Raw genomic sequence first — 21,126 nt, forward strand, 5'->3', positions numbered from 1 at the left:
CCGACGACAAGGAGCCAATACACCTTGACCTTCATCTCTTGGATGGAAACCCTCACGATCGAACCGGAAAAAATCGACGTTGTCTCAATCCTCATCACCGTAGGCGTGGGCCTGCTGGTATGGACCGTGGCACGCTTCATCATCCTTCGCATCACCCGAAGGGTCGCCTCCGGCAGTTCGCTCTTCAAGAAACCGCACTTCAAATGGGTGCAGCCTGCCATCCGGGCACTGGACCACGAGCGCCGCTCGCAGCGGGCCCAAACCATCGGTTCGCTGCTGACCAGCCTGGTGAGCGTGATCGTGGTGGTGATCGTCATCATCTACGTCCTGAAGTACATGAACGTCGACGTCGCACCCCTGCTGACCAGTGTGGGCATCCTGGGTGTGGCCATCGGCTTTGGTGCCCAGCAGCTCATCCGGGACTTCCTCGCCGGCATCTTCATCACCATCGAAGACCAATACGGCATTGGCGACGTGATCGTCACCAGCGAAGTCATTGGCACGGTGGAATCGGTCGGCCTGCGGATCACCCGCGTCAGGGCGGAGGACGGCGCCATCTGGTACCTCCGCAACGGCGAGATCCTCCGGGTAGGCAACCGCTCTCAAGGAGACTACGTACCCATCGACACACCTTCGCCGGACGACGACGGAGAAACCAAAGTGAGCGCCGGAGCCCCCGCAGGCACGGCCGCGAAGCCTGAGGAGAAGTCAAGTGAATGATGCCAATTCCGGGCAACCGGGCGCACCGCAGGCCGGGCCGCGACGCCAGTTGATGCAAAACGATCCCTTCAGCCAGCCTGCCTACACGGACAGCTTCTACGCGGCAGTCGGCGGGCACGACACCTTCGTGAAGCTGATCGACGTCTTCTATGACGGTGTGGCCGGGGATCCCCTGCTGCGGCCGATGTACCCCGAAGAGGACCTCGGGCCCGCCAAGCGGCGCTTCCTCATGTTCCTTGAGCAGTACTGGGGCGGCCCCACCACCTACAGCGAGGAACGCGGCCATCCAAGGCTGAGGATGCGGCACATGCCCTTCCGGGTAACGCCGGAAGCGAAGGACCGATGGCTGTTCCACATGCGCACGGCCGTGGACTCGCTGGGCCTGTCACCCCTGCACGAGGGAACCCTGTGGGACTACATGGAGCGAGCAGCGTTGACCATGGTCAACAGTCCGTCCGCGCAGTAGTTCTTCCGTTCTTGGGTTCTTGGGTTCGTCGCTGCTAGTACCGGAAGCCGAGGCCGGCGGCCGTCCTCACCAGAACGTGTCCGCGCGATCCGCTCAGCCGGAACCAGCGACCGTTGCGGAATACCTGCTGCTCTCCGCCGGCAAGGAAACCCAAAGCAAAAGCGGCAAAGGCCGCCCCTGCCGGGAGCTCTTCAAGCCCCGGCAGGGGCCGGCTCCAGACGGCGGCACGGGCACTGTTGACCACGGCAGCGCCTGCCACCGCGGGCACGGCCTCTGCCACCTCGGCGATACCGCCTTCGGCTGCGGACTTGAGTTCGACGTCGGCCATCGCGCCCAAGGCTTCCCAACCGGAGCGCGGAGCCCCGACGCCGGCCCACGACTCCGACACCGTGGACGGCGGGATGGGAAGCTCAACGTCCCCGGCACGCGAGCGGGCCAGCCGATCCAGGACGGAGGCAAGCGTCACGGTGGCGTCCGCTTGGGCTTCCTCGGCGAGGGCCATTGTCCGCAACCCGAGGATGGTGGGGGTGGATTCACCCAGGATCCGCGGCCTGAGGACGCACACATAGGCGGCCAGAACCTTGCCGGCAGCCTGCAGGCGGATGGCGCCGTCATCGATGGTTTTGGCGCGTGTCACGTAGGTCCGCAGGTCGCTGAGATCGTGGGGGTCGGCGAAACGGAAGGACTGGGTCAAGACGTCTGTCACAGCATCGACTCTACCGGCATGTCTTCGGTTGAGAGGGGTTGGGGCGCCGTCTAGAGTCGAACCATGACTGACACGAAGGCCAACCCGGACGCGGAGGCACCCGCAGAAGACCCCATGGAAGTGCTGATCGGCCTGCTGGACCTGGGCGACTTCGACGGAGCACGGACCAACGAGGACATCTTCCTGGGCCCGTCCCAAAGGCAGCCCAGGCACCGCGTCTTCGGCGGACAGGTCCTGGCACAGTCCATGATGGCCGGCATGCGCACGGTTGACGCGGACCGCGTTGCCCATTCGATGCACGGCTACTTCCTTCGTCCCGGGGACGCCAACAAGCCCATCACCTTTGGAGTCGAGCGGTTGCGCGACGGGCGTTCCTTCTCCGCGCGGCGGGTCCATGCTTACCAGGACGGTGTGCCGATCCTGTCCATGATTGCCTCGTTCCAGGTTGCGGACGAAGGGTTGGATCACCAGACGGCCATGCCGGAAGGCATCCCGGATCCCGAGTCATTGCCCAGCACAGCGGATTTGCTGTCCTCCTTCGACCACCCGTTGGCACGGCACATGTCCTCGGAGCGGCCGTTCGACGTCCGGCACGTCGATCCCGCGCTCTACGTCACCGCGCCAACCCGGCACGTGGCAACGAATGCCGTGTGGATGAAAACGATGGGCCCCCTCCCTGACGATCCCAACCTGCACCGTGCTGCCCTGGCGTACGCCAGCGACTACACCTTGCTGGAACCCATCCTGCGCAAGCACGGCCTCGCGTGGATGACTCCGGGCATGAGCGTGGCCAGCCTGGATCACGCGATGTGGTGGCACCGACCGGTGCGGGTGGATGAATGGATGCTCTATGTGCAGGAATCACCCAGTGCACAAGGGGCCCGGGGCTTGGCCACGGGGCGGATCTTCAACCGGGAAGGACTGCACGTCGCCACAGTCGCGCAGGAAGGCATGGTCCGGATTCCGTGACCAACGACGAATGGCCGTCCCTTTCGGGGCGGCCATTCGTCGTTATTACGCTTATTCGCTTTTGTGCTTGGGCGATTTTGCGGTTAGTCGCGATTGCGATTAATCGCGGGTCAGGCGGCGGTGCGTGACTCGGTGCGGTTTTGCCGCGTCAGGACCGAGCCGTTCCACCTTGTTTTCCTCGTAGGACTCGAAGTTACCCTCGAACCAGTACCACTTGGAGGGGTTCTCGTCATCGCCTTCGTAGGCCAGGATGTGGGTTGCCACCCGGTCCAGGAACCAGCGGTCGTGCGAGACCACAACAGCACAGCCAGGGAAGTCCAGAAGGGCGTTCTCAAGGCTGCTCAGGGTTTCGACGTCGAGGTCGTTGGTGGGCTCGTCGAGGAGCAGGAGGTTTCCGCCCTGCTTCAGCGTCAATGCCAGGTTGAGACGGTTACGCTCACCACCGGAGAGGACGCCGGCCTTCTTCTGCTGGTCCGGGCCCTTGAATCCGAAAGCGGAAACGTAGGCACGCGAAGGCATCTCGACCTGGCCGACCTGGATGTGGTCCAGGCCGTCGGAAACGACCTCCCACAGGGTCTTGTTGGGGTCAATGCCGCCACGGGACTGGTCCACGTAGGAGATCTTGACGGAATCTCCGATCTTCAGCTCGCCGCCGTCGAGGGACTCCATTCCGACGATGGTCTTGAACAGGGTGGACTTACCCACGCCGTTCGGGCCGATGACGCCCACGATGCCGTTGCGGGGCAGCGAGAAGGACAGGTCCTCGATGAGGACGCGATCGTCGAAGCCCTTCTTGAGGTTCTTGGCTTCGATCACCAAATTGCCCAGGCGGGGTCCCGGCGGGATCTGGATTTCCTCGAAGTCCAGCTTCCGGGTGCGCTCGGCTTCCGCAGCCATTTCCTCATAGCGGGCCAGACGGGCCTTGGACTTGGTCTGGCGGCCCTTGGCGTTGGACCGGACCCACTCAAGCTCTTCCGTGAGGCGTTTGGCCAGCTTGGCGTCCTTCTTGCCCTGGACTTCCAAACGGGCTTTCTTCTTCTCCAGGTAGGTGGAGTAGTTGCCTTCGTACGGGTACAGGTGGCCGCGGTCGACTTCGGCGATCCATTCGGCTACGTGGTCCAGGAAGTAGCGGTCGTGGGTGACGGCCAGGACTGCGCCCGGGTACGAGGACAGGTGCTGCTCAAGCCACAGGACACTTTCGGCGTCGAGGTGGTTGGTGGGCTCGTCGAGGAGCAGGAGGTCCGGCTTCTGCAGCAGGAGCTTGCACAACGCCACGCGGCGACGCTCACCACCGGAAAGCACGGTCACATCCGCGTCCGCCGGCGGGCACCGGAGCGCGTCCATTGCCTGCTCCAGCTGGGAATCGATGTCCCACGCGTCAGCGGCGTCAATGGCTTCCTGCAGCTTGCCCATTTCCTCAAGGAGGGTGTCGTAATCAGCGTCAGGGTTGGCCATCTCTTCAGAGATCTGGTTGAAGCGCTGGATCTTGCCGTAGATCTCGCCAACGCCTTCCTGGACGTTCCCAAGGACCGTCTTTTCCTCGTTCAGCGGCGGTTCCTGCAGGAGGATGCCCACGGTGTAGCCGGGGCTCAGGCGGGCCTCGCCGTTGGAGGGGGTGTCCAGTCCGGCCATGATCTTCAGGATGGTGGACTTGCCAGCACCGTTAGGGCCCACGACACCAATCTTGGCACCGGGGAAGAACGACATGCTGACATCGTCCAGAATAAGTTTGTCGCCAACGGCCTTTCGGGCCTTGGTCATCGTGTAAATGAATTCCGCCATGCCGTTAAATCTAGTGGCTAGGCGGGCAGAACTCACATTTGGACGTGGAACTCACATTCCGGCGGTGGACTGGCGCCTACCGGACGTCACCAACAAAGCATTTCCCGCTGGCGAGGACGGGAAGCACCGTCATCACCACCCCGCCGTCGCGGATTTGCCCCACGACGCAGCTGCTCCCGGCCAAGGCGGCAGCTTCCATTGCGTCGACATCGAGCCCGGTGGGCGTCCGGCTCACTGATACCTCCACGTTGCTTGCCGGGATGCCGGCAGCAACCAGGGCGCTCCGAACCGCTTCCCGTTCCGGTTTGGACGTCGCGGCGACTATTTTCTTGAGCGTAGCTTCGACAGTCTTTGTTGCCGCGGAAACTTCCGGCGCGAGCGTAGGCCCGGGGGATGCTGTCCCGGATATGGCCGGCGGCTCGGACCCGGTGGGCTCCGGTGCGGTCTGAGTGGTCTGTGCAGGCGGCGTGCAGGAGGCAAGTGCCATGGCCGCTGCGACGCACGCCAACACCATGACGCTGCGGCGCCTATGGGTCTTCAGGCGCTCCGGAGTATTCCTGCCCGGCGTTGTCCCGCTCCGTGTCATCAATTCCCCCACTCATTGCGCACTGACAGCAATCCCCCGGAACCCCTGTGGAGTTCCGGGGGTAACTGGCGCCCCAGGAGGGAATCGAACCCCCGACCGGCGGATTAGAAGGCCGCTGCTCTATCCCCTGAGCTACTGGGGCATACCGGCTGCCACGCAGGCTGAAGCTGCTGGCGCCACAAAGAGTTTACAGTGCATTCCTCCCGGCCCCTGCCAAGACACCCGCCACCAACGGTCCACTGCTCCTCAACATGCTGCCCCCGCGCCGGTTATGCACATAGCGCCGATAGATCATCGACCCTTCCGCGTGGCTGGTTGAAGCTGAGAAAGCCGGACAGGCAGCTTCCTACGTCAAAAGGATCACCATGAACGACATCCTCACCCTCCGCGGCTTCGTAGCCTCTGAAGTCAGAACCTCCACCACTGCCCGGGGAACCTCCACAGCTTCCTTCCGGCTGGGAACAACAGAGCGGCGGTACGACAGGGCCAGCAACACATGGGTGGACGGCAATACCAACTGGTACACCGTGCAATCGTTCCGCTACCTGGCCGCGCATGTGGGCTGCAGCGTGAAGAAGGGCCAGCGGGTGATCGTGCTCGGAAGGCTGCGGCTCAGGCAGTGGGAGCATGAGGGCAAGGTTTACCACGTTGCCGAGGTGGATGCCGAGGCGGTGGGGCACGATCTCATGTGGGGCTCAGCCAACTTCACACGCATGAACGGCACCTCAGCGCCGTCGGAAACAGTTGCGCCCCAGCCGCAGGACTCGGCTGAGGCTCCTGCACCTCCGGCCTCTGACGTGGGGTGGGATTCAACTCCCGAGTCCGCGGCTCCGCCGGAAGATGACGACGTTGTGGTGAACGTTGAGACCGGCGAGGGCATGTCAGTGAACCCGCGGACAGGAGAGCTCGTGGATGCCACCGCCTGAGAGCTGCGAGTTCCGGGGCACGGGCGATGCACCGCAATGGCGGCCGCCCTCCCCGGAACGGTGACCGTTCCCGCCCTAGAGTTGAGGCATGGACAACAGCGACCTTCCCAGGGCTATTCGTTCCACCCTTCGTTCTTCGGCCGACGCCGAACGCGGGCGCGGTGCACAGGCCTATATGAAGTCCGACATGCCGTCCTTGGGAGTCCGCGTCCCCGAGGTCCGACGGATCGTCAAGGAAGCCATCAAGCAGTTCCCGCCGCGTTCGGCGGAGGACCTTCGCGAGGCCGTCCTGGACTTGTGGCGGAAGGCGGAAGTGCGCGAGGAACGTTATGCGGCCATCGATCTGACCGGCATCCGCATGGTCAGGGACGATCCCGGCATGCTGCCTGTCTACGAAGAAATCATCCGGACAGGAGCCTGGTGGGACTTGGTCGATGGTGTGGCCCACCGCCTCGGGACCTTGCTCCTCAAACACCCGGAGACCATGACGCCGACCCTTCTCCAGTGGTCCAAAGACAGCGACATGTGGATCCGAAGGGCCTCCATCACCGCCCAGCTGGGATCCAAGGCAGCCACGGACACCTCCCTGCTGGCCGCGGTAATCCGTCCCAACATGGACAACAAGGAGTTCTTCATCCGCAAAGCCATCGGCTGGGCGCTGCGCGAATACAGCAAGACGGATCCAGGCTGGGTCAAAGCTTTCGCCGAGGAGAATGCATCCCGGCTCAGTCCCCTGTCCGCGCGGGAGGCTTTGCGCTTGCTGTCCACGCCATAGCCCCGGGAGACGCGGCCGGCCCTTAAATAATGGGGCGGGTCCCTGGCTCGTCTTAGATAATGGGACGGGTCCCGGGCTCGTCGCGTTTCCGGAAGAGGGTCTTCGTCTTGGGGTCTACGAAAATCAGGTACACGGCGAAGAGCAAAGCGATGATGGCCGCGGCGTTCCTGGCCAAGGTGAGGGCAAGCCCAAGATCTTCACTCTGCAGGTACGGGAAGACGTCGAGTTGATCGGAGATGGCATAGACCATGAAGAAGGAGACCACGAAGTAGAGCGCCTTGACCTGCCAGTCATTGCGGATTCCGGTCACCGCGAAAAGCGGTATCAGCCACACCACGTACCAGGACTGGATCATGGGGGCCAACAGGACGATCGCTGCGAAAGCAAGGGTCAACCGGCGCATGAGGCGGTCGTGCTCACCCCGGAAGACGAGCCATGCCACCGCGGCCAGCATGAGTACCTTGCCGGCGTCGTACACCCACTTGGCCATGCCCCAGCCGTCGAGCCCGAACACGTTCGAAATGGAAGCAACCACCAGTCCGATCAGGCCAACGGGTGCATACCAAATCCACACACTGCCCGGTGCCGAGAGGCCCTTGATCCATCCGAAGCCGAAGCCATTGACCAGGCTCATGGCATAGAGCAGCCCGAACGTCAGCGCAGCAGTCAGGAACCAGAAGAGGAACTTCCGCGGCCAAGAGGCGCCCTTACCGGCCCACAGGAGGCCAATGAAGGGAAGGAAGACCACAGTGATGGGCTTGACCGAGATGGAAAGCGCCACCAGCACGATTCCAAGCACTACCCGGCGCGTGGCGCAGTAGTAAAGGCCTGCCAGGGCCAGACCGATCATCAGCGAATCGTTGTGGACGCTGGCAATGAAGTTGGTGAGGAACAGCGGGTTGGCGGCCGTCAACCACAGCGCACGGTGGGGGTTGACGCCGTGAAGTTCCGCCAGCTTTGGTACGTAGATAATGCAGAGGATTACTCCGACCACTGCCACCAGGCGGAACAGCATGATGCTCGCTTCAGGTTGGACGTTGGTCACCCACACCACGAACTGTTCGATCCACAGGAAAAGCTGACCGTAGGGAACGGGCGCCTCGGTCCACATCTTGTCTGCGCCCAACTGGAAGTAGTTGGGAAGGGCGGAAATCCCGTTCTCGTAGGGGTTCATCCCCTCGACCATCAGCCGGCCTTGGCCGATGTAGGCGTACACGTCCCTGCTGAACAACGGGACAGTAAACATCATTGGCAGTCCCCAGGCAACCACGGCCTGAAGGGTGGCTTTCCGGGCTTCCAGGCCCCACACACGGACCCTCTGGCCCAACCGGAGCCATGCCCTCACCAGAAGCATGCCGCCCACGGCGAGGAGCACGATCGACAGTCCGACGCCGACGCCCTCTGTCCGCATCCAAATGAAAAGGGGCAGGCGGCGGAGTTCAGAAACCGGAGCAAGCCAGCCAACCCCGAGCGAACCAACAACCAGGAACATGGAACCGATGAAACCGGCGATCAGCGGGGACCTGGCGTTGTCCACTTCCCCGGTGGCCGCATCTTGCGTCGGCGCAATTTTCCCTGCCTTCGAGGCGGCGGGTACGGGCACCGTCATGTGGTTTGCATCCAATCGTTTGCCCGGCATGTTTCGGGACGAAGTTTCGAGTCTCAAGGGCAGGTCACAGCGGGAAAAAGTCACCGCCATGTCCAAAAAATCGTACCATCGGAGCACTTGGATCAGCCTGAACGATAGGCTAGGCGCGTGCCTATTACTAATGAACGCATCGTCTGGATCGACTGCGAAATGACCGGCCTGGACCTCGTGAACGACGCCCTCATCGAGGTCGCCGCCCTCGTCACGGATTCCGAGCTCAACATCCTCGGTGACGGCGTGGACGTGGTCATCAAACCCGACGACGCCGCTTTGGAGCAGATGAACGACTTCGTCCGCGACATGCACACCCGTTCCAAGCTCCTGGACGAACTGCCGCACGGCAAGACGATGGCCGAAGCCGAAGCCCTGGTGCTCGAGTACATCGAAAAATGGGTTCCGGATCCCCGCAAGGCGCCGCTGGGCGGAAACTCCGTCGGCACGGACCGCATGTTCCTCGCACGGGACATGCCCAACGTCATTGAGCACCTGCACTACCGCGTAATCGATGTCAGCACCATCAAGGAACTCTCCCGCCGCTGGTTCCCCCGCGCCTACTTCCAAGCACCTGCCAAGCACGGCGGACACCGGGCCCTTGGAGACATCAAGGACTCCATTGATGAACTCCGGTACTACCGCCAGGCTGTCTTCGTTCCGGCACCGGGCCCGGACACGGCCACCGCGCAACGCATTTCCAAGGAGACAACCGCTTCCGCCGAGACCCTCACCGGCTCCATCGGAGTGTGATCTGCGCCATTTTTAAAGGTTTTTTCGGCGAAACCGGCAAAAGTGGACTTTGAACCCGAAAACAGCAGGTAAGCTATTTGTCGTTGCCTTCACGGAAAGCCGGTCAAACGGTCAATCCACGAGGCACATGGTGGGCGTAGCTCAGTTGGCAGAGCGCCTGGTTGTGGTCCAGGAGGTCGCGGGTTCAACCCCCGTCGCTCACCCCACCGAGATTGGCTGGAAAGCCGGTTTCCATGAAGGCCGCACCGGTTATCCGGTGCGGCCTTCATTGTGTTTGGGATCGGCCGGGTCCAGCGGTCCGGTCGAAGGCGTCCAGCGACTGACAAGGAAGAACTGACATGACGGTCCTGCCGATCACCATCTGGGGCGAACCTGTCCTGCATCGCCGGGCCAGCGAAGTGGAAACCTTCGACGACGAGCTCCGCACCTTGATCGCCGACATGTTCGAGACCAACGAGGCCGCCAATGGGGTTGGCCTGGCAGCGCCGCAGGTGGGCGTCGGGAAGCGGATCTTTGTCTTCAAGTACGCCAACGATGACGACGCCCCTGATGAAGGCGTGGTGGTCAACCCGGTCCTGACACTCTCAAAAGTGTCCGGCGCCCTCCCCGATCCCGACGAACATGTGGAAGGCTGCCTGTCGTTTCCCGGCGAGCACTATCCCTTGCAGCGGGCCGACTGGGCACGGGTCCAGGGCTTCGACGGCCACGGCAAGCCGCTTGATTTCGTGGCGACGGGCTGGTTCGCCCGGGTAATTCAGCATGAGTACGATCACTTGGATGGCAAGCTGTACGTCAACAGGCTGGTGGACCGTTATGCCAGGAAAGCCATGAAGCAGGCCAAGAAGAACGGCTGGGGTGTCCCGGGCCTGACCTGGATGCCCGGCGTGGATCCGGATCCGTTCGGACACTGACCGTGGACGCTGCACACCTCAGAGGACTCCTCAAACACCTGGACATCAGGGGTGAGGATGCGCTTGAGTGTGCCGGGTTGCTCGCGTTGAAACCTTCACCGGGCGTCCGCGACGCCATCACCGCCATGGAACATAAGCTTGGGACATTCCCTTCAGAGGGCCTTCCAAGCGCAGGCCAGAGCGAAGCAGAGTGGATCGAGGCTTTCCTACGCTTCGCACCGACCGTTCACGACTACCACCTCGGCCTGGGCATCAACGCAGCGACGTCCTGGGCGTCCTTGGCCGACCTCGGTTTGCAGCTGCGCGTCAACCGGCGTGTCCACGGCCGGTTCGGGCTGGACACCTGGGGCTGGATGACGCTCCATATGGCAGGAAATATGTTCCGCCTGGGACGGTTGCAGTTCCACCTTGTCCGCAGCAATGGCAGCGAATCCCCAACATCGTCCGCTGCGGCTTCCGGCTGGGAACTGGGCGTGCACATTCCCGAAGACGGGAGCCTCTCTCCCGGGGTAGTCGATCAGGCCTTTGCGGAAGCCCGTACCTTCTTCGCCCAGCACTTCCCTGACAAACCGGTGACTGAGGCCATCTGCGATTCATGGATGCTGGACCCCTATCTCGCGGAGCACCTTCCCGCGGGCAACATTGCCTCGTTTGCCCGGCGTTTCACGGTGAGCCACTGCACCGATGCCCCCGCCGACGCCGTGTATTTTACGTTCCGGCAACGTGGCCTTGAGGGCTTGGAGGCTTTGCCGCGGAAAACTTCCCTGCAGCGTGTGGTCCTGGAAAGAATCGACGACGGCGGCAGCTGGCAGCTCGGCCACGGCCGGCTGGCCCTTTAGCCCGCCCGGACGGCCGGCAGCAAAGCCGTTACCTGGGCTGACTCACAGTTTGCTGATCCGGACAGGAATCGAGCACCCGCTTCATGGCGTCCTTCTCCGCCTGTGTGACCCACAGCCGATACGCTGCTTTGACCGAGATCTGGCGCGCTACGTAGTGGCACCGGAAGTTCTTGTTGGGCGGAAGCCAGGTTGCGGCGTCGCCGGCCCCCTTCTTGACGTTTTGCGGGCCGTCGGCTGCGATGAGGTTCAGGGGATCGTTGGCCAGCAGTTGCCGTTGTCCTGCGGAGAGCTGCTTGGCGCCTTTCTGCCACGCGTCAGCCAATGCCACCACATGGTCGATCTGTAGGGCGGCACTGGTTTTAGGTCCGCGGCGAAACGAAATCTCTGCCCCGGTGTAGGGCTCTTGAAGGCGCCCTGCCGTTACCTTGCATGGTGATCCAGCGCTGAACTCCACGGCGCTCAGATCCCTGCGGAGCACGTCGTTGCGGGTATCGCACCCGTTCCGGTCAGCGTCCAGCCATGCCTGCCCGAAGGCGGCCCGATCGTAGTCGTTGGCTGTCCCGCGTCCTTTGACCTCCAGCTGTTCAAGCGCTGCGACAGCGCTCCGGGCCGGTACGCGTGCCGCTCCCGGGAGGGGTTTCATCCAGTCCGGATTGAAGACCGGGGCAGCACTGGGTCCGGTGTTCCAGGGCCCGGCGGCGTCGAACTGCCCTGCGGTGAAGAACCAGCCGAGGCCTGCCGCGAGAGCAGCGGATGCCGCTGCGAGAATGGCCCAGGCCAGACGGTTCCGGCGGCGAGCCCGCGTGTAGGCAGGCCAAGTGCGGCTCAAGGAGGCTCCATCCGGTTGGTGACTTATTGCCCTTTGAGACTAGGACAAAGCACCGACATCGGAGCCTGTATCCACAGTGTGCAGGAGAAGTCACACGGTGGAGCAAGCCATGGGGTGGTTGTCGCCGTGGCTACTGTTCGCGCATGACGCGCCGCAGGTCGTCGGCGGCAACTTCCAGGAGAGTCCGCAATTGTGCAACGCGTTCATCGGAGACGTCCCCGGCGGCGTTGGCTTTGACTGCCTGGTCCAGGAGTTTCTGTGCCTGCTTGTGGTTTGCCTTCGCGACATCCAGCGCGTGTTCCAGCGTCGATTCGTTTTCCATGCACCCATTGTGGGCAGGTTTCCCGGCCGATTCCAGTGATCCGGCCGGGAAACCCCGGTCTGAGTACCGATGCTTAGGCGTTGGCTGCCTCAAGCACCGCAATGGGAGCGACCACGTCACGCGCAGGGAACGACGGCGGGTTGACCCCTGCCATCTCTTCCATCACGCGTACCACCTGGCAGGAGTACCCGAATTCGTTGTCGTACCAGACGTAAAGAACCAGGTTCTTGTCGGTAGAGATGGTGGCAAGCCCGTCAACGATGCCCGCACGGCGGGAACCAACGAAGTCCGTGGAAACGACGTCCGGGGAGTCGATGTAGTCGATCTGCTTCCGCAGCTGGGAATGCAGGGACATCTCGCGGAGGTAGTCGTTGACCTCGTCGCGGGTGGTGCTAGTGGAGAGGTTGAGGTTCAGGATAGCCATGGACACGTCCGGGGTAGGAACGCGAATGGCGTTGCCCGTCAGCTTGCCCTGCAGCTCCGGGAGGGCCTTGGCAACGGCCTTGGCAGCACCAGTTTCCGTGATGACCATGTTGAGCGCGGCGGAACGTCCGCGGCGGTCGCCCTTGTGGAAGTTGTCGATCAGGTTCTGGTCGTTGGTGAAGGAGTGCACCGTCTCAACGTGGCCGTGGACGATGCCGAATTTGTCGTTGATGGCCTTCAGGACCGGAGTGATGGCGTTGGTGGTGCAGGAAGCTGCGGTGACGATTTTGTCTTCGTCGGTGATGTCGCCCTGGTTGATGCCGTGCACGATGTTCTTCAGGTTGCCCTTGCCGGGAGCCGTCAGGAGCACACGGGCCACGCCCTTGCTCTGCAGGTGCTGGGCCAGTCCATCGGCGTCGCGCCAGCGGCCGGTGTTGTCCACTACCAGGGCATCCTTGATGCCGTAGGCCGTGTAGTCCACCGTGGCGGGGTTGTCCGAATAGATGACCTGGATCTGGACACCGTTGGCGGTGATCGTGTTGGCTTCCTCGTCCACGCGGATCGTGCCCTCGAAGGAACCGTGGACCGAGTCGCGGCGCAACAGGCTGGCTCGCTTGACGAGGTCGTTGTCCGCGCCTTTGCGGACCACGATGGCGCGCAGGCGCAGGCCGTGGCCTCCGCCGGCCTTCTCGATCAGGATGCGTGCCAGGAGGCGGCCGATGCGGCCGAAACCGTAGAGTACGACGTCGGTGCTGGTGCGGTTGTCAGCGCCGCGTTTGCCGACGATGTCCGCCAGTTCGGTACGGAGGAAAGCGTCCAGGGACGCACCTTCACCTTCAGCACGGTACTTCTCGGTGAGGCGTGCGATGTCGATTGCTGCCGCGCCGAGCTCCAGCTCAGCCAGTGCATTCAGCAGCGGTGCAGTCTCTTCCAGCTGCAGCTCAGTGTTGCTCATCCGACGCGCGAAGCGGTGGGCCTTCAGGATGTTCATGGTGGACTTGTTGATCAGGCTACGGCCGTGGATGCTGGTGACCACGTTGTTTTCCCGGTACAGCCGGCCGATCACCGGAATCATGGCTTCGGCGAGGGCCTCCCGGCCCATCCACTTATCAAGACAAGAATCTGACGTCTGGCTCACAGAACTACCTTCCTTGGGTCAACCACATACGTCCTCGTATGCAGATGGCGTCGGCCGCCCGGAGTAGTCCTGCGGCACATGCGCCGCAGGCTTCGGTCCACCCGCAGCGCCTTGAACGAGAGCAAAGAAAATCCGCCGGCTGCGAACGCAGACCAGCGGCAGAACCTCTACGTTCGCTAACCATTCTAGGGCGCCATTGGCGCCACTTCCTCGCCGAGGGGCGTGAAATCACTCACAGCGGCGTCACAATCGGAAAGCAGGGCAGGTACAACCGAAAAGGGGCGGCCACCGCTGCAGGAAGTGCAGCGGGAGAGTGGATGGGTTGGCCGATACGCCGGGTTCTGTCCTCGCCTGCCGTTGCCGGCAGAGGAGTGGCGGCCATCCATCTACGAACGCCGTTGCCGACGCCCTCCAGCAGCCTACCCGGACACTCGGGCGAGCAGCCCTCGAACGTGTCCTGTCTGGCCTTGCTCCGGGTGGGGTTTACCTAGCCTCCCCGGTCACCCGGGGAGCTGGTGGTCTCTTACACCACCGTTTCACCCTTACCTGCGCTCGGTGCGGGCACCAGGACGCGGGCGGTCTTTTCTCTGTGGCACTGGCCTGCGGGTTACCCCGAGTGGGCGTTACCCACCACCCTGCTCTGCGGAGCCCGGACGTTCCTCGAGCCACTTGCGTGGCGCGCGACCGCCTGGCCAACCCATCCGTCCTTCAGTCTACCGGCGTCAGGCGCCCGCCCTGTCACCGGTAATATCGACGGGTGCTGATTCTCCTGCCGCCTTCCGAAGGCAAGACCCCCGCTGCCAAAGGCCCCGCCATTGACTGGGAGGCTTTGAGCTTCCCGGAGCTGAACCCTTACCGGGCCAGGGTGCTGGACGCATTGGGGACGGTCAGCGCCCACGAGGACGCCCTCGCCTTGCTGGGCGTCGGCGCCTCCTTGCGGGACGACGTCGAACGCAATACCCGGCTACACGCCGAACCGGCGGCGCCTGCCCACCAGGTCTATTCGGGTGTGCTGTATGACGCATTGGGCTTTGGCACCATGACGCCGACCCAGCGACGGAAGGCAACGGAGTCCATTCTGGTGGTCTCCGCCCTCTGGGGCGCGATTGGCTTTGGCGACCATGTGCCCGCCTACCGGCTGTCCATGGGAACCGCACTGCCCGACGTCGGACGCCTTGCCTCCTACTGGAAACCCCAACTGACGGCCGCCCTCGCCGGCCGCACCGAGGGGGAACTGCTGGTGGACTGCCGCTCCAGTACCTACGCGGCTGCCTGGGCTCCCCCGCCGGCGCAGACCGTCTCTGTCAACGTGTTCACGGAGGCCAACGGCAAGAGGACCGTGGTAAGCCACTTCGCCAAGCACACGCGCGGCGAACTGGCCAGGCACCTGCTGACACGTCGCGGAAAAACACCGGCCACACCTGTTCAGCTCCTTAAAGCCACCAACGAGGCGTGGACCGCCGAACTTGTTGAGGGCACTGCACGCAAACCGCACGCGCTCAACATCATTCTGAGGGGCTAGTCGGCTAGTTCCACTCGGCGGACCGGACCAGGATGCATCCCGAATCCGGGCAGAAGACGATCTCGTCCTCGGCGGCTGCTTTCACTTCCGCGAGGTCGCCGGGGCTGAGTGTCATGCCGGACCCCTCGGACTTGCCGTGGAAGAGCCGGGCCGCACCTACGCCGCGCTTGGCAATGGTCTTTTCGTAGATCGCGAGCATGGTGGGGTCCAGGGTCTCCGCAAAAGCTGCCCGCTGCCCGCGGACAACCGCCTCTTCCGCGGCAACCTCCGCGATGGCCTCATCAAGTTCGGCCCTGATGGCACCAAAAGATCCTTGGATGTCGTCCACGATCGCCTGTTGCGCTGCCTGCCGTTCCCGCAGTCCGTCCAGGCGTTCAAGGATCTCCAGCTCGATGTCTTCCAGGTCCGAGCGGCGCTTGTTGAGGGAGGCGATATCGTTCTGCAGCGCAACCAAGTCCTTGGAAAGTCCTGTTCCGCTGTTGAGCCGGGCCTCGTCCCGGTCGATCCGTGAAACCACCTGCTCCACGTCAGCTTCCGCGCGGCGCAGCTCCGCTTCGGCGTCGTGTACGGCCAGCTTGGCCGCACCGAGTTCACCGTTGGCTACGGTGAGGGCATCAGTCAGGTCCACGATCCGGGGATCCGTCTCCAGGACCTTCCGGCGTCCGGCCAGCGACTTCAGCTTGGCGTCTAGTCCCTGCAGATCAAGCAATTTCAGTTGTTCTGCCGGTGCTGCTTTCGCCACGCTTACCTCCGCTGGTCTGTGTTTTCCCTACGGTTTGCCCGTATGTTCCTAGACTCTAGTCCCCGCCGGGAGTCAGGATGAAGTCCCAGGGATCGCTGTTGGTGCTGCTGACGCGGATCTCGACGTCGAAGCCCTGGTCCATGAGCACGTTGCCAAGCGCTTCGGCCGCGACGGGAAGCCACAGCCATTCGCTGGCGAAGTGCGAGACGTCAATGAGGTAAGGCCTGCCGTTCACCGCACCTTCGCGGGCTTCAGAGGCAGGGTGGTGGCGCATGTCCGCGGTCACGTAGACATCGGCGTGGTTGGCGCGGACGGCGTCGAACAGGCTGTCACCTGCCCCGCCGCAGACGGCAACCCTGCGCACCAAGCCGTCCTTGTCCCCTGCCACGCGCACACCGCCGGCCACCGCCGGCAGCATCCCGAAAACCCTGGCGGCGAAGTCGCCGAGTGTCATGAGCTCGGGGAGGTCGCCTACCCGGCCTATCCCTTCCTCCGGCAAGCCGTTGGCCGCGGTGGCCAATGGCGTAACGTTGTCCAGCCCCATGGCATCGGCAAGGACGTCGGAGACTCCCCCTACCGCCGAGTCCCCGTTGGTGTGCACGGTGAGCAGTCCCGTTCCGGCTTCGATGAGGCGGTGCACGGCCAGGCCCTTGGCCGAGGTGGCAGCCACGGAGTTCACCCCTTTGAGCAACAGCGGGTGATGGGTTATGAGGAGTTCGGCGCCCCATTCGATCGCTTCATCAATGACATCCAGGGTGGGGTCAACAGCGAAGAGGACTTTGGTGACCGGAACATCGGGGCGGCCAACAACCAGCCCCACCTCGTCCCAGTCCTCCGCGAGGGATTCGGGCCAGAGTTCCTCCACTGCCAGCAGGACCTGGCCCAGGGTCGGTTCCCCGTTCGCGTCGATCGTGCCGGCTTCATCGCCGGTGTCCCCGTTGGAAAGGGCGGTGTCTACTGCTTCCATACTCTTATTCTTACCTACGCAGCCGGATCGGTCAGGGTCCGGCCACGGGCCAAAGTGCAGGAAGGCTGCTCGATTCCGTCACCGTCCCGTAAGGTGTTGCGGGAATCATCACGCCCTGCGAGCCATTGAAGAGATCATGAAAACTTTCGTACTTGGCGGCGGCTGCTTCTGGTGCCTTGATGCCGTTTACCAAAAGACCCGCGGTGTCAGCTCGGTTGTCTCCGGCTATACAGGCGGCCATCTGCCCGATCCCGACTACTACGAGGTGTGTTCCGGAACCACGGGGCATGCCGAGGTGGTGGCGGTGACCTTTGACGAAGCCTCGGTTCCGGAAGAGGTCATCCTCGACATGTTCTTCGCCCTGCACGACCCCACCACGTTGAACCGCCAGGGCTACGACGTGGGCACGCAGTACCGCTCCTCGATGTTCTACACCACCACTGAGGAAAAGATCCTTTTCGAGGAAGCCATCGAGCGCGCCCAGGCATTGTGGTCGAATCCGATTGTTACGGAAGTGAGCAGGCTGGGTCATTTCTACGATGCAGAGGATATCCACCAGAACTACTACGCAAAATTCCCGAACCAGGGCTACTGCCAGGTGATTATTAACCCAAAGCTGGCCAAGGCCAGGAAATATTACTCCGCATGGCTAATTGCTTAGCGGGGTTTCCGCCCCGCTGGTTAGGCTGACCTCAGCAATCCCTCTTCAGAGATAGGCATACATTTTCATGGCAAGGATCTACGACGACGTCACCCAGTTAGTCGGACGCACCCCGCTTGTCCGGTTGAACCGCCTTACCGAAGGACTTGACGCCACTGTTGCGGTCAAGCTGGAGTTCTACAACCCGGCCAACAGCGTCAAGGACCGCATCGGCGTGGCCATCATCGACGCCGCCGAGAAGTCCGGTGCCCTGAAGCCCGGCGGCACCATCGTCGAAGGAACCTCCGGAAACACGGGCATCGCCCTTGCTTTGGTGGGTGCAGCCCGCGGCTACAAGGTCATCCTCACCATGCCGGAGACCATGTCCACGGAACGCCGTGTCATGCTCCGCGCCTACGGCGCCGAAATCGTCCTCACCCCGGGTTCCGAAGGCATGCGCGGTGCGGTGGAGAAAGCCCAGGAAATCGTAGCCAACACCGAGAACTCCATCTGGGCACGCCAGTTCGCCAACGAGGCCAACCCCCAGGTGCACCGTGACACCACCGCCGAGGAAGTCTGGGCAGATACCGACGGCGAAGTGGACATCTTCGTTGCCGGCGTCGGCACCGGCGGAACCATCACCGGCGTCGGACAGGTCCTGAAGGAACGCAAGCCCGGCGTCCAGATCGTGGCCGTCGAACCCAAGGACTCCCCCATCCTGAACGGCGGCGCCCCGGGCCCGCACAAGATCCAGGGCCTTGGAGCGAACTTCGTTCCCGAAATCCTGGACACCAACGTCTACGACGAGGTGCTCGACGCTACGCTCGAAGATTCCGTCCGTGTTGCCCGCGAACTCGGTGCCCGCGAAGGCATCCTGGGCGGCATCTCCTCCGGCGCGATCGTGTGGGGCGCACTGGAACTGGCCAAGCGCCCCGAAAACGCCGGCAAGCTGATTGTGGCTGTGGTCTGCGACTTCGGCGAACGTTACATCTCCACTGTGCTGTTTGACGATATCCGCGGCTGATCCTTCGCCCGCACCCAACCCGTTCCTGTAGAAAGGTCTTTGTGAGTTTCTTCGCAAGGCTTAAGGAAGACCTCGACGCCGCCCGGTCCCACGACCCGGCGGCTCGAGGTTCTTTTGAGAACTTTTTCGCCTACTCCGGCCTGCACGCCATTTGGGCCCACCGTCTGACGCACAAGCTGTGGCAGAATCCGGCCCTCCGTTTTCCTGCCCGGCTGATATCACAGCTGGCCCGGTTCATGACCGGAATCGAGATCCATCCCGGTGCCACGATCGGGCGCCGTTTCTTCATTGACCACGGCATGGGCGTGGTGATCGGAGAGACCTCGGAGATCGGTGACGACGTCATGATCTACCACGGGGTGACGTTGGGCGGCCGTTCACTGGCCAAGGTCAAGCGGCACCCGACCATCGGTGACCGGGTCACCATCGGCGCCGGGGCAAAGGTGCTGGGTCCCATCACGATCGGTGCGGACAGCGCCATCGGCGCCAACGCCGTGGTGGTGAAGAACGCTCCCCCGGAGTCCATCATCACCGGCATCCCCGCCACGTGGCGGCACAGGGATGCAAGGTCGGAGACCAAGCCGGCGGTGGACCCCGCCGAGTACTACATCGAATACCGGATCTAGCAAGCACGGTCCGGAAGAATCCTGGCGCCCCGGGATCCCTCGCCTCACGGCAGGGTTCCCGGGGCATTTCTTTGTCTTCAAGGCCCGGGTGATCGATGCGTTTTTGGGACGGCAAAGGCCGGCTCCGCCCTGCACATGAGGGGGGGAACCGGCCTTTGCGGTGATCGTGGTTAGTGGGTGTCCACTGCCGAGATTTCGGACTTGTCCTCGCCCCACAGCGTGTGGAACGTGCCCTCGGCGTCGACGCGGCCGTAGGTGTGTGCACCGAAGAGGTCGCGCTGGCCCTGGATCAGGGCAGCGGCGACGCGCTTGCGGCGCAGACCGTCGTAGTAGGCCAGGGAGGAGGAGAAGACCGGTACCGGGATACCCAACTGAACAGCGGTGGCCACCACGCGGCGCCATGCCGGCAGGACCTCCGCGATGGCCTTGGTGAAAGCCGGCGCGAAGAGCAGGTTGGCGGGCTTTTCCTCGGCAGCGTACGCGTTGGTGATGTCCTTGAGCAGCTCAGCACGGATGATGCAGCCTGCGCGCCAGAGCGAAGCGATCTCGTCCAGCTTCAGGTCCCAACCGTATTCCTTGGCCGCAGAGGTCAGCATGTCCAGGCCCTGGGCATAGGAAACCAGCTTCGAGGCGTAAAGCGCCTGGCGGACATCCTCGACGAACGTCTCGGGGATTTCGACGGCGGCTTCCGCCCCTTCCAGCAGCTCCTGGCCCAGCTTGCGCTGCTCAGCCTGCGAAGACAGTGCGCGGGCGAAGACGGACTCGGCAATGCCGGACACCGGCGAACCCAGCTCGAGCGCGGAAATAACCGTCCAGCGGCCCGTGCCCTTCTGCCCTGCGGCGTCAACCACAACATCCACGAAAGGCTTGCCGGTCTTGGCATCCACATGGCCAAGGACCTCGGCGGAGATCTCAATCAGGAAGGAGGACAAATCGCCCTTGTTCCATTCAGCGAAAATCCTGGCCTGTTCGGCCGGTTCGATGCCCGCACCCGAGCGCAGGAGATCGAAGGCTTCGCCGATGACCTGCATGTCGGCGTATTCGATGCCGTTGTGGACCATCTTGACGAAGTGGCCTGCACCGTCGGTGCCGATCCAGGCGCAGCACGGTTCGCCGTCGACCTTGGCGGAGATCTTCTCCAGCAGCGGGCCCAGGGCGTCATAGGATTCCCGGGAACCGCCGGGCATGATGGACGGGCCGTTGAGCGCGCCTTCTTCGCCGCCGGAGACACCGACGCCCACAAAGTGGAGGTCCTTCTTGGCCAGCGCGGCTTCCCGGCGGCGGGTGTCCTCATAATGCGAGTTACCGGCGTCGATGATGATGTCGCCGGCCTCGAGCAACGGTTCAAGCTGTTCGATGACGTTGTCCACGGGGGCACCGGCCTTGACCATGATCAGGACACGGCGCGGCTTCTCCAACGAGTCGACAAGCTCCTGCAGCGTTTCCGTGCGGATGAAATCGCCCTCTGACCCGTGCTTTTCAAGAAGAGCATCAGTCTTCTCCACGGAACGGTTGTGGAGAGCCACGGTGAAGCCGTTGCGGGCAAGATTACGGGCAAGGTTGGCGCCCATCACCGCAAGGCCGGTGACACCGATGTGTGCTGACATCAAAACTCCAATTCGATCGTGCATAGTCCTGCAGGCAGCAGGAAGCGATTTCGTTAACAGGGGCTGTAATAAACCATACGTATTAAATTCGCGGGCCGGTAGCCTGGCTCACGTTGTGGGACAGCGCCGCGTCATAAAACAGTCTAAGATGACGCGGCTTTTCGGCGCGGGCGGCACAAACGTCCCGCACGTGCCGAACAGGGCACAAGCAGGC

General features: G+C 63.1%; 22 protein-coding genes, 2 tRNA genes and 1 other RNA gene. 13 read left to right on the forward strand and 12 right to left on the reverse strand.

Features of this window, described 5'->3' with window-relative positions; all coding sequences use genetic code 11:
* Positions 1-42 precede the first annotated feature (42 nt).
* A complete protein-coding gene (locus OCL88_RS10565) occupies positions 43-720 on the forward strand; it encodes a mechanosensitive ion channel family protein (RefSeq protein ID WP_264962488.1) in 678 nt (225 codons plus the stop codon).
* 52 nt (positions 721-772) lie between these two features.
* Entirely contained in the window at positions 773-1,186 is a 414-nt protein-coding gene (locus OCL88_RS10570; protein WP_082038915.1) for a globin, read from the forward strand.
* A gap of 34 nt (positions 1,187-1,220) precedes the next feature.
* Here the strand turns inward: OCL88_RS10570 and OCL88_RS10575 are convergent, their stop codons facing one another.
* On the reverse strand, positions 1,221-1,892 hold the full coding sequence (locus OCL88_RS10575; RefSeq protein WP_264962470.1) for a hypothetical protein: 672 nt from the start codon (positions 1,890-1,892) through the stop codon (positions 1,221-1,223).
* A gap of 63 nt (positions 1,893-1,955) precedes the next feature.
* On the opposite strand from OCL88_RS10575, the gene OCL88_RS10580 reads away from it, so the two are divergent.
* Positions 1,956-2,861 carry an acyl-CoA thioesterase gene (locus OCL88_RS10580; protein WP_193593536.1) on the forward strand — a complete coding sequence of 302 codons (906 nt, stop codon included), beginning with the start codon at positions 1,956-1,958 and terminating at the stop codon, positions 2,859-2,861.
* 99 nt (positions 2,862-2,960) lie between these two features.
* Here OCL88_RS10580 and ettA read toward each other — a convergent pair whose 3' ends face one another.
* The 3 genes from ettA to OCL88_RS10595 form a co-directional block, all read right to left on the reverse strand.
* Positions 2,961-4,643, reverse strand: a complete 1,683-nt coding sequence (ettA, locus tag OCL88_RS10585; protein ID WP_031215996.1) for an energy-dependent translational throttle protein EttA — start codon at positions 4,641-4,643, stop codon at positions 2,961-2,963.
* Between the two features lie 76 nt (positions 4,644-4,719).
* Entirely contained in the window at positions 4,720-5,229 is a 510-nt protein-coding gene (locus tag OCL88_RS10590) for a DUF6993 domain-containing protein (RefSeq protein ID WP_264962471.1), read from the reverse strand.
* Between the two features lie 66 nt (positions 5,230-5,295).
* Positions 5,296-5,371 (reverse strand) — tRNA-Arg (locus OCL88_RS10595).
* Positions 5,372-5,594: 223 nt separating this feature from the next.
* Here OCL88_RS10595 and OCL88_RS10600 point away from each other — a divergent pair.
* Together OCL88_RS10600 and OCL88_RS10605 are read left to right on the forward strand one after the other, a co-directional pair.
* On the forward strand, positions 5,595-6,155 hold the full coding sequence (locus tag OCL88_RS10600; RefSeq protein ID WP_264962472.1) for a single-stranded DNA-binding protein: 561 nt from the start codon (positions 5,595-5,597) through the stop codon (positions 6,153-6,155).
* 88 nt (positions 6,156-6,243) lie between these two features.
* Positions 6,244-6,930, forward strand: a complete 687-nt coding sequence (locus OCL88_RS10605) for a DNA alkylation repair protein (RefSeq protein ID WP_264962473.1) — start codon at positions 6,244-6,246, stop codon at positions 6,928-6,930.
* 52 nt (positions 6,931-6,982) lie between these two features.
* Here OCL88_RS10605 and mptB read toward each other — a convergent pair whose 3' ends face one another.
* Positions 6,983-8,539, reverse strand: coding sequence for a polyprenol phosphomannose-dependent alpha 1,6 mannosyltransferase MptB (gene mptB, locus OCL88_RS10610; RefSeq protein ID WP_264962474.1), 1,557 nt, complete (start codon positions 8,537-8,539; stop codon positions 6,983-6,985).
* 147 nt (positions 8,540-8,686) lie between these two features.
* Between mptB and orn the strand changes: the two genes are divergently transcribed.
* From orn to OCL88_RS10630, 4 genes are all read left to right on the forward strand, one after another.
* A complete protein-coding gene (orn, locus tag OCL88_RS10615; protein ID WP_079941272.1) occupies positions 8,687-9,322 on the forward strand; it encodes an oligoribonuclease in 636 nt (211 codons plus the stop codon).
* A gap of 130 nt (positions 9,323-9,452) precedes the next feature.
* Positions 9,453-9,528 (forward strand) — tRNA-His (locus tag OCL88_RS10620).
* A gap of 132 nt (positions 9,529-9,660) precedes the next feature.
* On the forward strand, positions 9,661-10,233 hold the full coding sequence (gene def, locus OCL88_RS10625; protein WP_021470718.1) for a peptide deformylase: 573 nt from the start codon (positions 9,661-9,663) through the stop codon (positions 10,231-10,233).
* Between the two features lie 2 nt (positions 10,234-10,235).
* Positions 10,236-11,072 carry an acyltransferase domain-containing protein gene (locus OCL88_RS10630; protein WP_264962475.1) on the forward strand — a complete coding sequence of 279 codons (837 nt, stop codon included), beginning with the start codon at positions 10,236-10,238 and terminating at the stop codon, positions 11,070-11,072.
* 28 nt (positions 11,073-11,100) lie between these two features.
* Here OCL88_RS10630 and OCL88_RS10635 read toward each other — a convergent pair whose 3' ends face one another.
* From OCL88_RS10635 to rnpB, 4 genes are all read right to left on the reverse strand, one after another.
* On the reverse strand, positions 11,101-11,901 hold the full coding sequence (locus OCL88_RS10635; RefSeq protein WP_264962476.1) for an HNH endonuclease family protein: 801 nt from the start codon (positions 11,899-11,901) through the stop codon (positions 11,101-11,103).
* Between the two features lie 130 nt (positions 11,902-12,031).
* Positions 12,032-12,223: a hypothetical protein gene (locus tag OCL88_RS10640; protein WP_264962477.1), complete on the reverse strand. Its 192-nt coding sequence runs from the start codon at positions 12,221-12,223 to the stop codon at positions 12,032-12,034.
* 73 nt (positions 12,224-12,296) lie between these two features.
* A complete protein-coding gene (locus tag OCL88_RS10645; protein ID WP_264962478.1) occupies positions 12,297-13,784 on the reverse strand; it encodes a glyceraldehyde-3-phosphate dehydrogenase in 1,488 nt (495 codons plus the stop codon).
* Between the two features lie 314 nt (positions 13,785-14,098).
* Positions 14,099-14,484: RNase P RNA component class A (gene rnpB / locus OCL88_RS10650), an RNA gene on the reverse strand.
* 57 nt (positions 14,485-14,541) lie between these two features.
* On the opposite strand from rnpB, the gene OCL88_RS10655 reads away from it, so the two are divergent.
* On the forward strand, positions 14,542-15,306 hold the full coding sequence (locus OCL88_RS10655) for a YaaA family protein (protein WP_264962479.1): 765 nt from the start codon (positions 14,542-14,544) through the stop codon (positions 15,304-15,306).
* A 4-nt stretch (positions 15,307-15,310) separates the two neighbouring features.
* Here OCL88_RS10655 and OCL88_RS10660 read toward each other — a convergent pair whose 3' ends face one another.
* Together OCL88_RS10660 and OCL88_RS10665 are read right to left on the reverse strand one after the other, a co-directional pair.
* Complete coding sequence (locus tag OCL88_RS10660; RefSeq protein WP_062097007.1) at positions 15,311-16,048, reverse strand: zinc ribbon domain-containing protein; 738 nt, start codon at positions 16,046-16,048, stop codon at positions 15,311-15,313.
* 55 nt (positions 16,049-16,103) lie between these two features.
* A complete protein-coding gene (locus tag OCL88_RS10665) occupies positions 16,104-17,015 on the reverse strand; it encodes a Nif3-like dinuclear metal center hexameric protein (protein ID WP_069696367.1) in 912 nt (303 codons plus the stop codon).
* 136 nt (positions 17,016-17,151) lie between these two features.
* On the opposite strand from OCL88_RS10665, the gene msrA reads away from it, so the two are divergent.
* The 3 genes from msrA (at position 17,152) to epsC (ending at position 19,305) form a co-directional block, all read left to right on the forward strand.
* Complete coding sequence (msrA, locus tag OCL88_RS10670) at positions 17,152-17,676, forward strand: peptide-methionine (S)-S-oxide reductase MsrA (protein WP_264962480.1); 525 nt, start codon at positions 17,152-17,154, stop codon at positions 17,674-17,676.
* Positions 17,677-17,743: 67 nt separating this feature from the next.
* Positions 17,744-18,679 carry a cysteine synthase A gene (cysK, locus tag OCL88_RS10675; RefSeq protein ID WP_021470727.1) on the forward strand — a complete coding sequence of 312 codons (936 nt, stop codon included), beginning with the start codon at positions 17,744-17,746 and terminating at the stop codon, positions 18,677-18,679.
* Between the two features lie 41 nt (positions 18,680-18,720).
* Positions 18,721-19,305, forward strand: a complete 585-nt coding sequence (epsC, locus tag OCL88_RS10680) for a serine O-acetyltransferase EpsC (protein ID WP_021470728.1) — start codon at positions 18,721-18,723, stop codon at positions 19,303-19,305.
* A gap of 170 nt (positions 19,306-19,475) precedes the next feature.
* Here the strand turns inward: epsC and gndA are convergent, their stop codons facing one another.
* A complete protein-coding gene (gndA, locus tag OCL88_RS10685; RefSeq protein WP_264962481.1) occupies positions 19,476-20,912 on the reverse strand; it encodes an NADP-dependent phosphogluconate dehydrogenase in 1,437 nt (478 codons plus the stop codon).
* Positions 20,913-21,126: the final 214 nt, after the last annotated feature.

The organism is Paenarthrobacter sp. PAE-2 (assembly GCF_026013155.1).
Taxonomy (GTDB): Bacteria; Actinomycetota; Actinomycetes; order Actinomycetales; family Micrococcaceae; genus Arthrobacter; species Arthrobacter ureafaciens.

What these genes read in the sequence shown, in the direction of transcription:
- OCL88_RS10565 (WP_264962488.1), top strand. Translation starts at nt 43, where the DNA reads ATGGAAACCCTCACGATCGAACCGGAAAAAATCGACGTTGTCTCAATC.
- OCL88_RS10570 (WP_082038915.1), top strand. Translation starts at nt 773, where the DNA reads ATGCAAAACGATCCCTTCAGCCAGCCTGCCTACACGGACAGCTTCTAC.
- OCL88_RS10580 (WP_193593536.1), top strand. Translation starts at nt 1,956, where the DNA reads ATGACTGACACGAAGGCCAACCCGGACGCGGAGGCACCCGCAGAAGAC.
- ettA (WP_031215996.1), bottom strand. Translation starts at nt 4,643, where the DNA reads ATGGCGGAATTCATTTACACGATGACCAAGGCCCGAAAGGCCGTTGGC.
- OCL88_RS10590 (WP_264962471.1), bottom strand. Translation starts at nt 5,229, where the DNA reads ATGACACGGAGCGGGACAACGCCGGGCAGGAATACTCCGGAGCGCCTG.
- OCL88_RS10600 (WP_264962472.1), top strand. Translation starts at nt 5,595, where the DNA reads ATGAACGACATCCTCACCCTCCGCGGCTTCGTAGCCTCTGAAGTCAGA.
- OCL88_RS10605 (WP_264962473.1), top strand. Translation starts at nt 6,244, where the DNA reads ATGGACAACAGCGACCTTCCCAGGGCTATTCGTTCCACCCTTCGTTCT.
- mptB (WP_264962474.1), bottom strand. Translation starts at nt 8,539, where the DNA reads ATGACGGTGCCCGTACCCGCCGCCTCGAAGGCAGGGAAAATTGCGCCG.
- def (WP_021470718.1), top strand. Translation starts at nt 9,661, where the DNA reads ATGACGGTCCTGCCGATCACCATCTGGGGCGAACCTGTCCTGCATCGC.
- OCL88_RS10640 (WP_264962477.1), bottom strand. Translation starts at nt 12,223, where the DNA reads ATGGAAAACGAATCGACGCTGGAACACGCGCTGGATGTCGCGAAGGCA.
- OCL88_RS10665 (WP_069696367.1), bottom strand. Translation starts at nt 17,015, where the DNA reads ATGGAAGCAGTAGACACCGCCCTTTCCAACGGGGACACCGGCGATGAA.
- msrA (WP_264962480.1), top strand. Translation starts at nt 17,152, where the DNA reads ATGAAAACTTTCGTACTTGGCGGCGGCTGCTTCTGGTGCCTTGATGCC.
- cysK (WP_021470727.1), top strand. Translation starts at nt 17,744, where the DNA reads ATGGCAAGGATCTACGACGACGTCACCCAGTTAGTCGGACGCACCCCG.
- gndA (WP_264962481.1), bottom strand. Translation starts at nt 20,912, where the DNA reads ATGTCAGCACACATCGGTGTCACCGGCCTTGCGGTGATGGGCGCCAAC.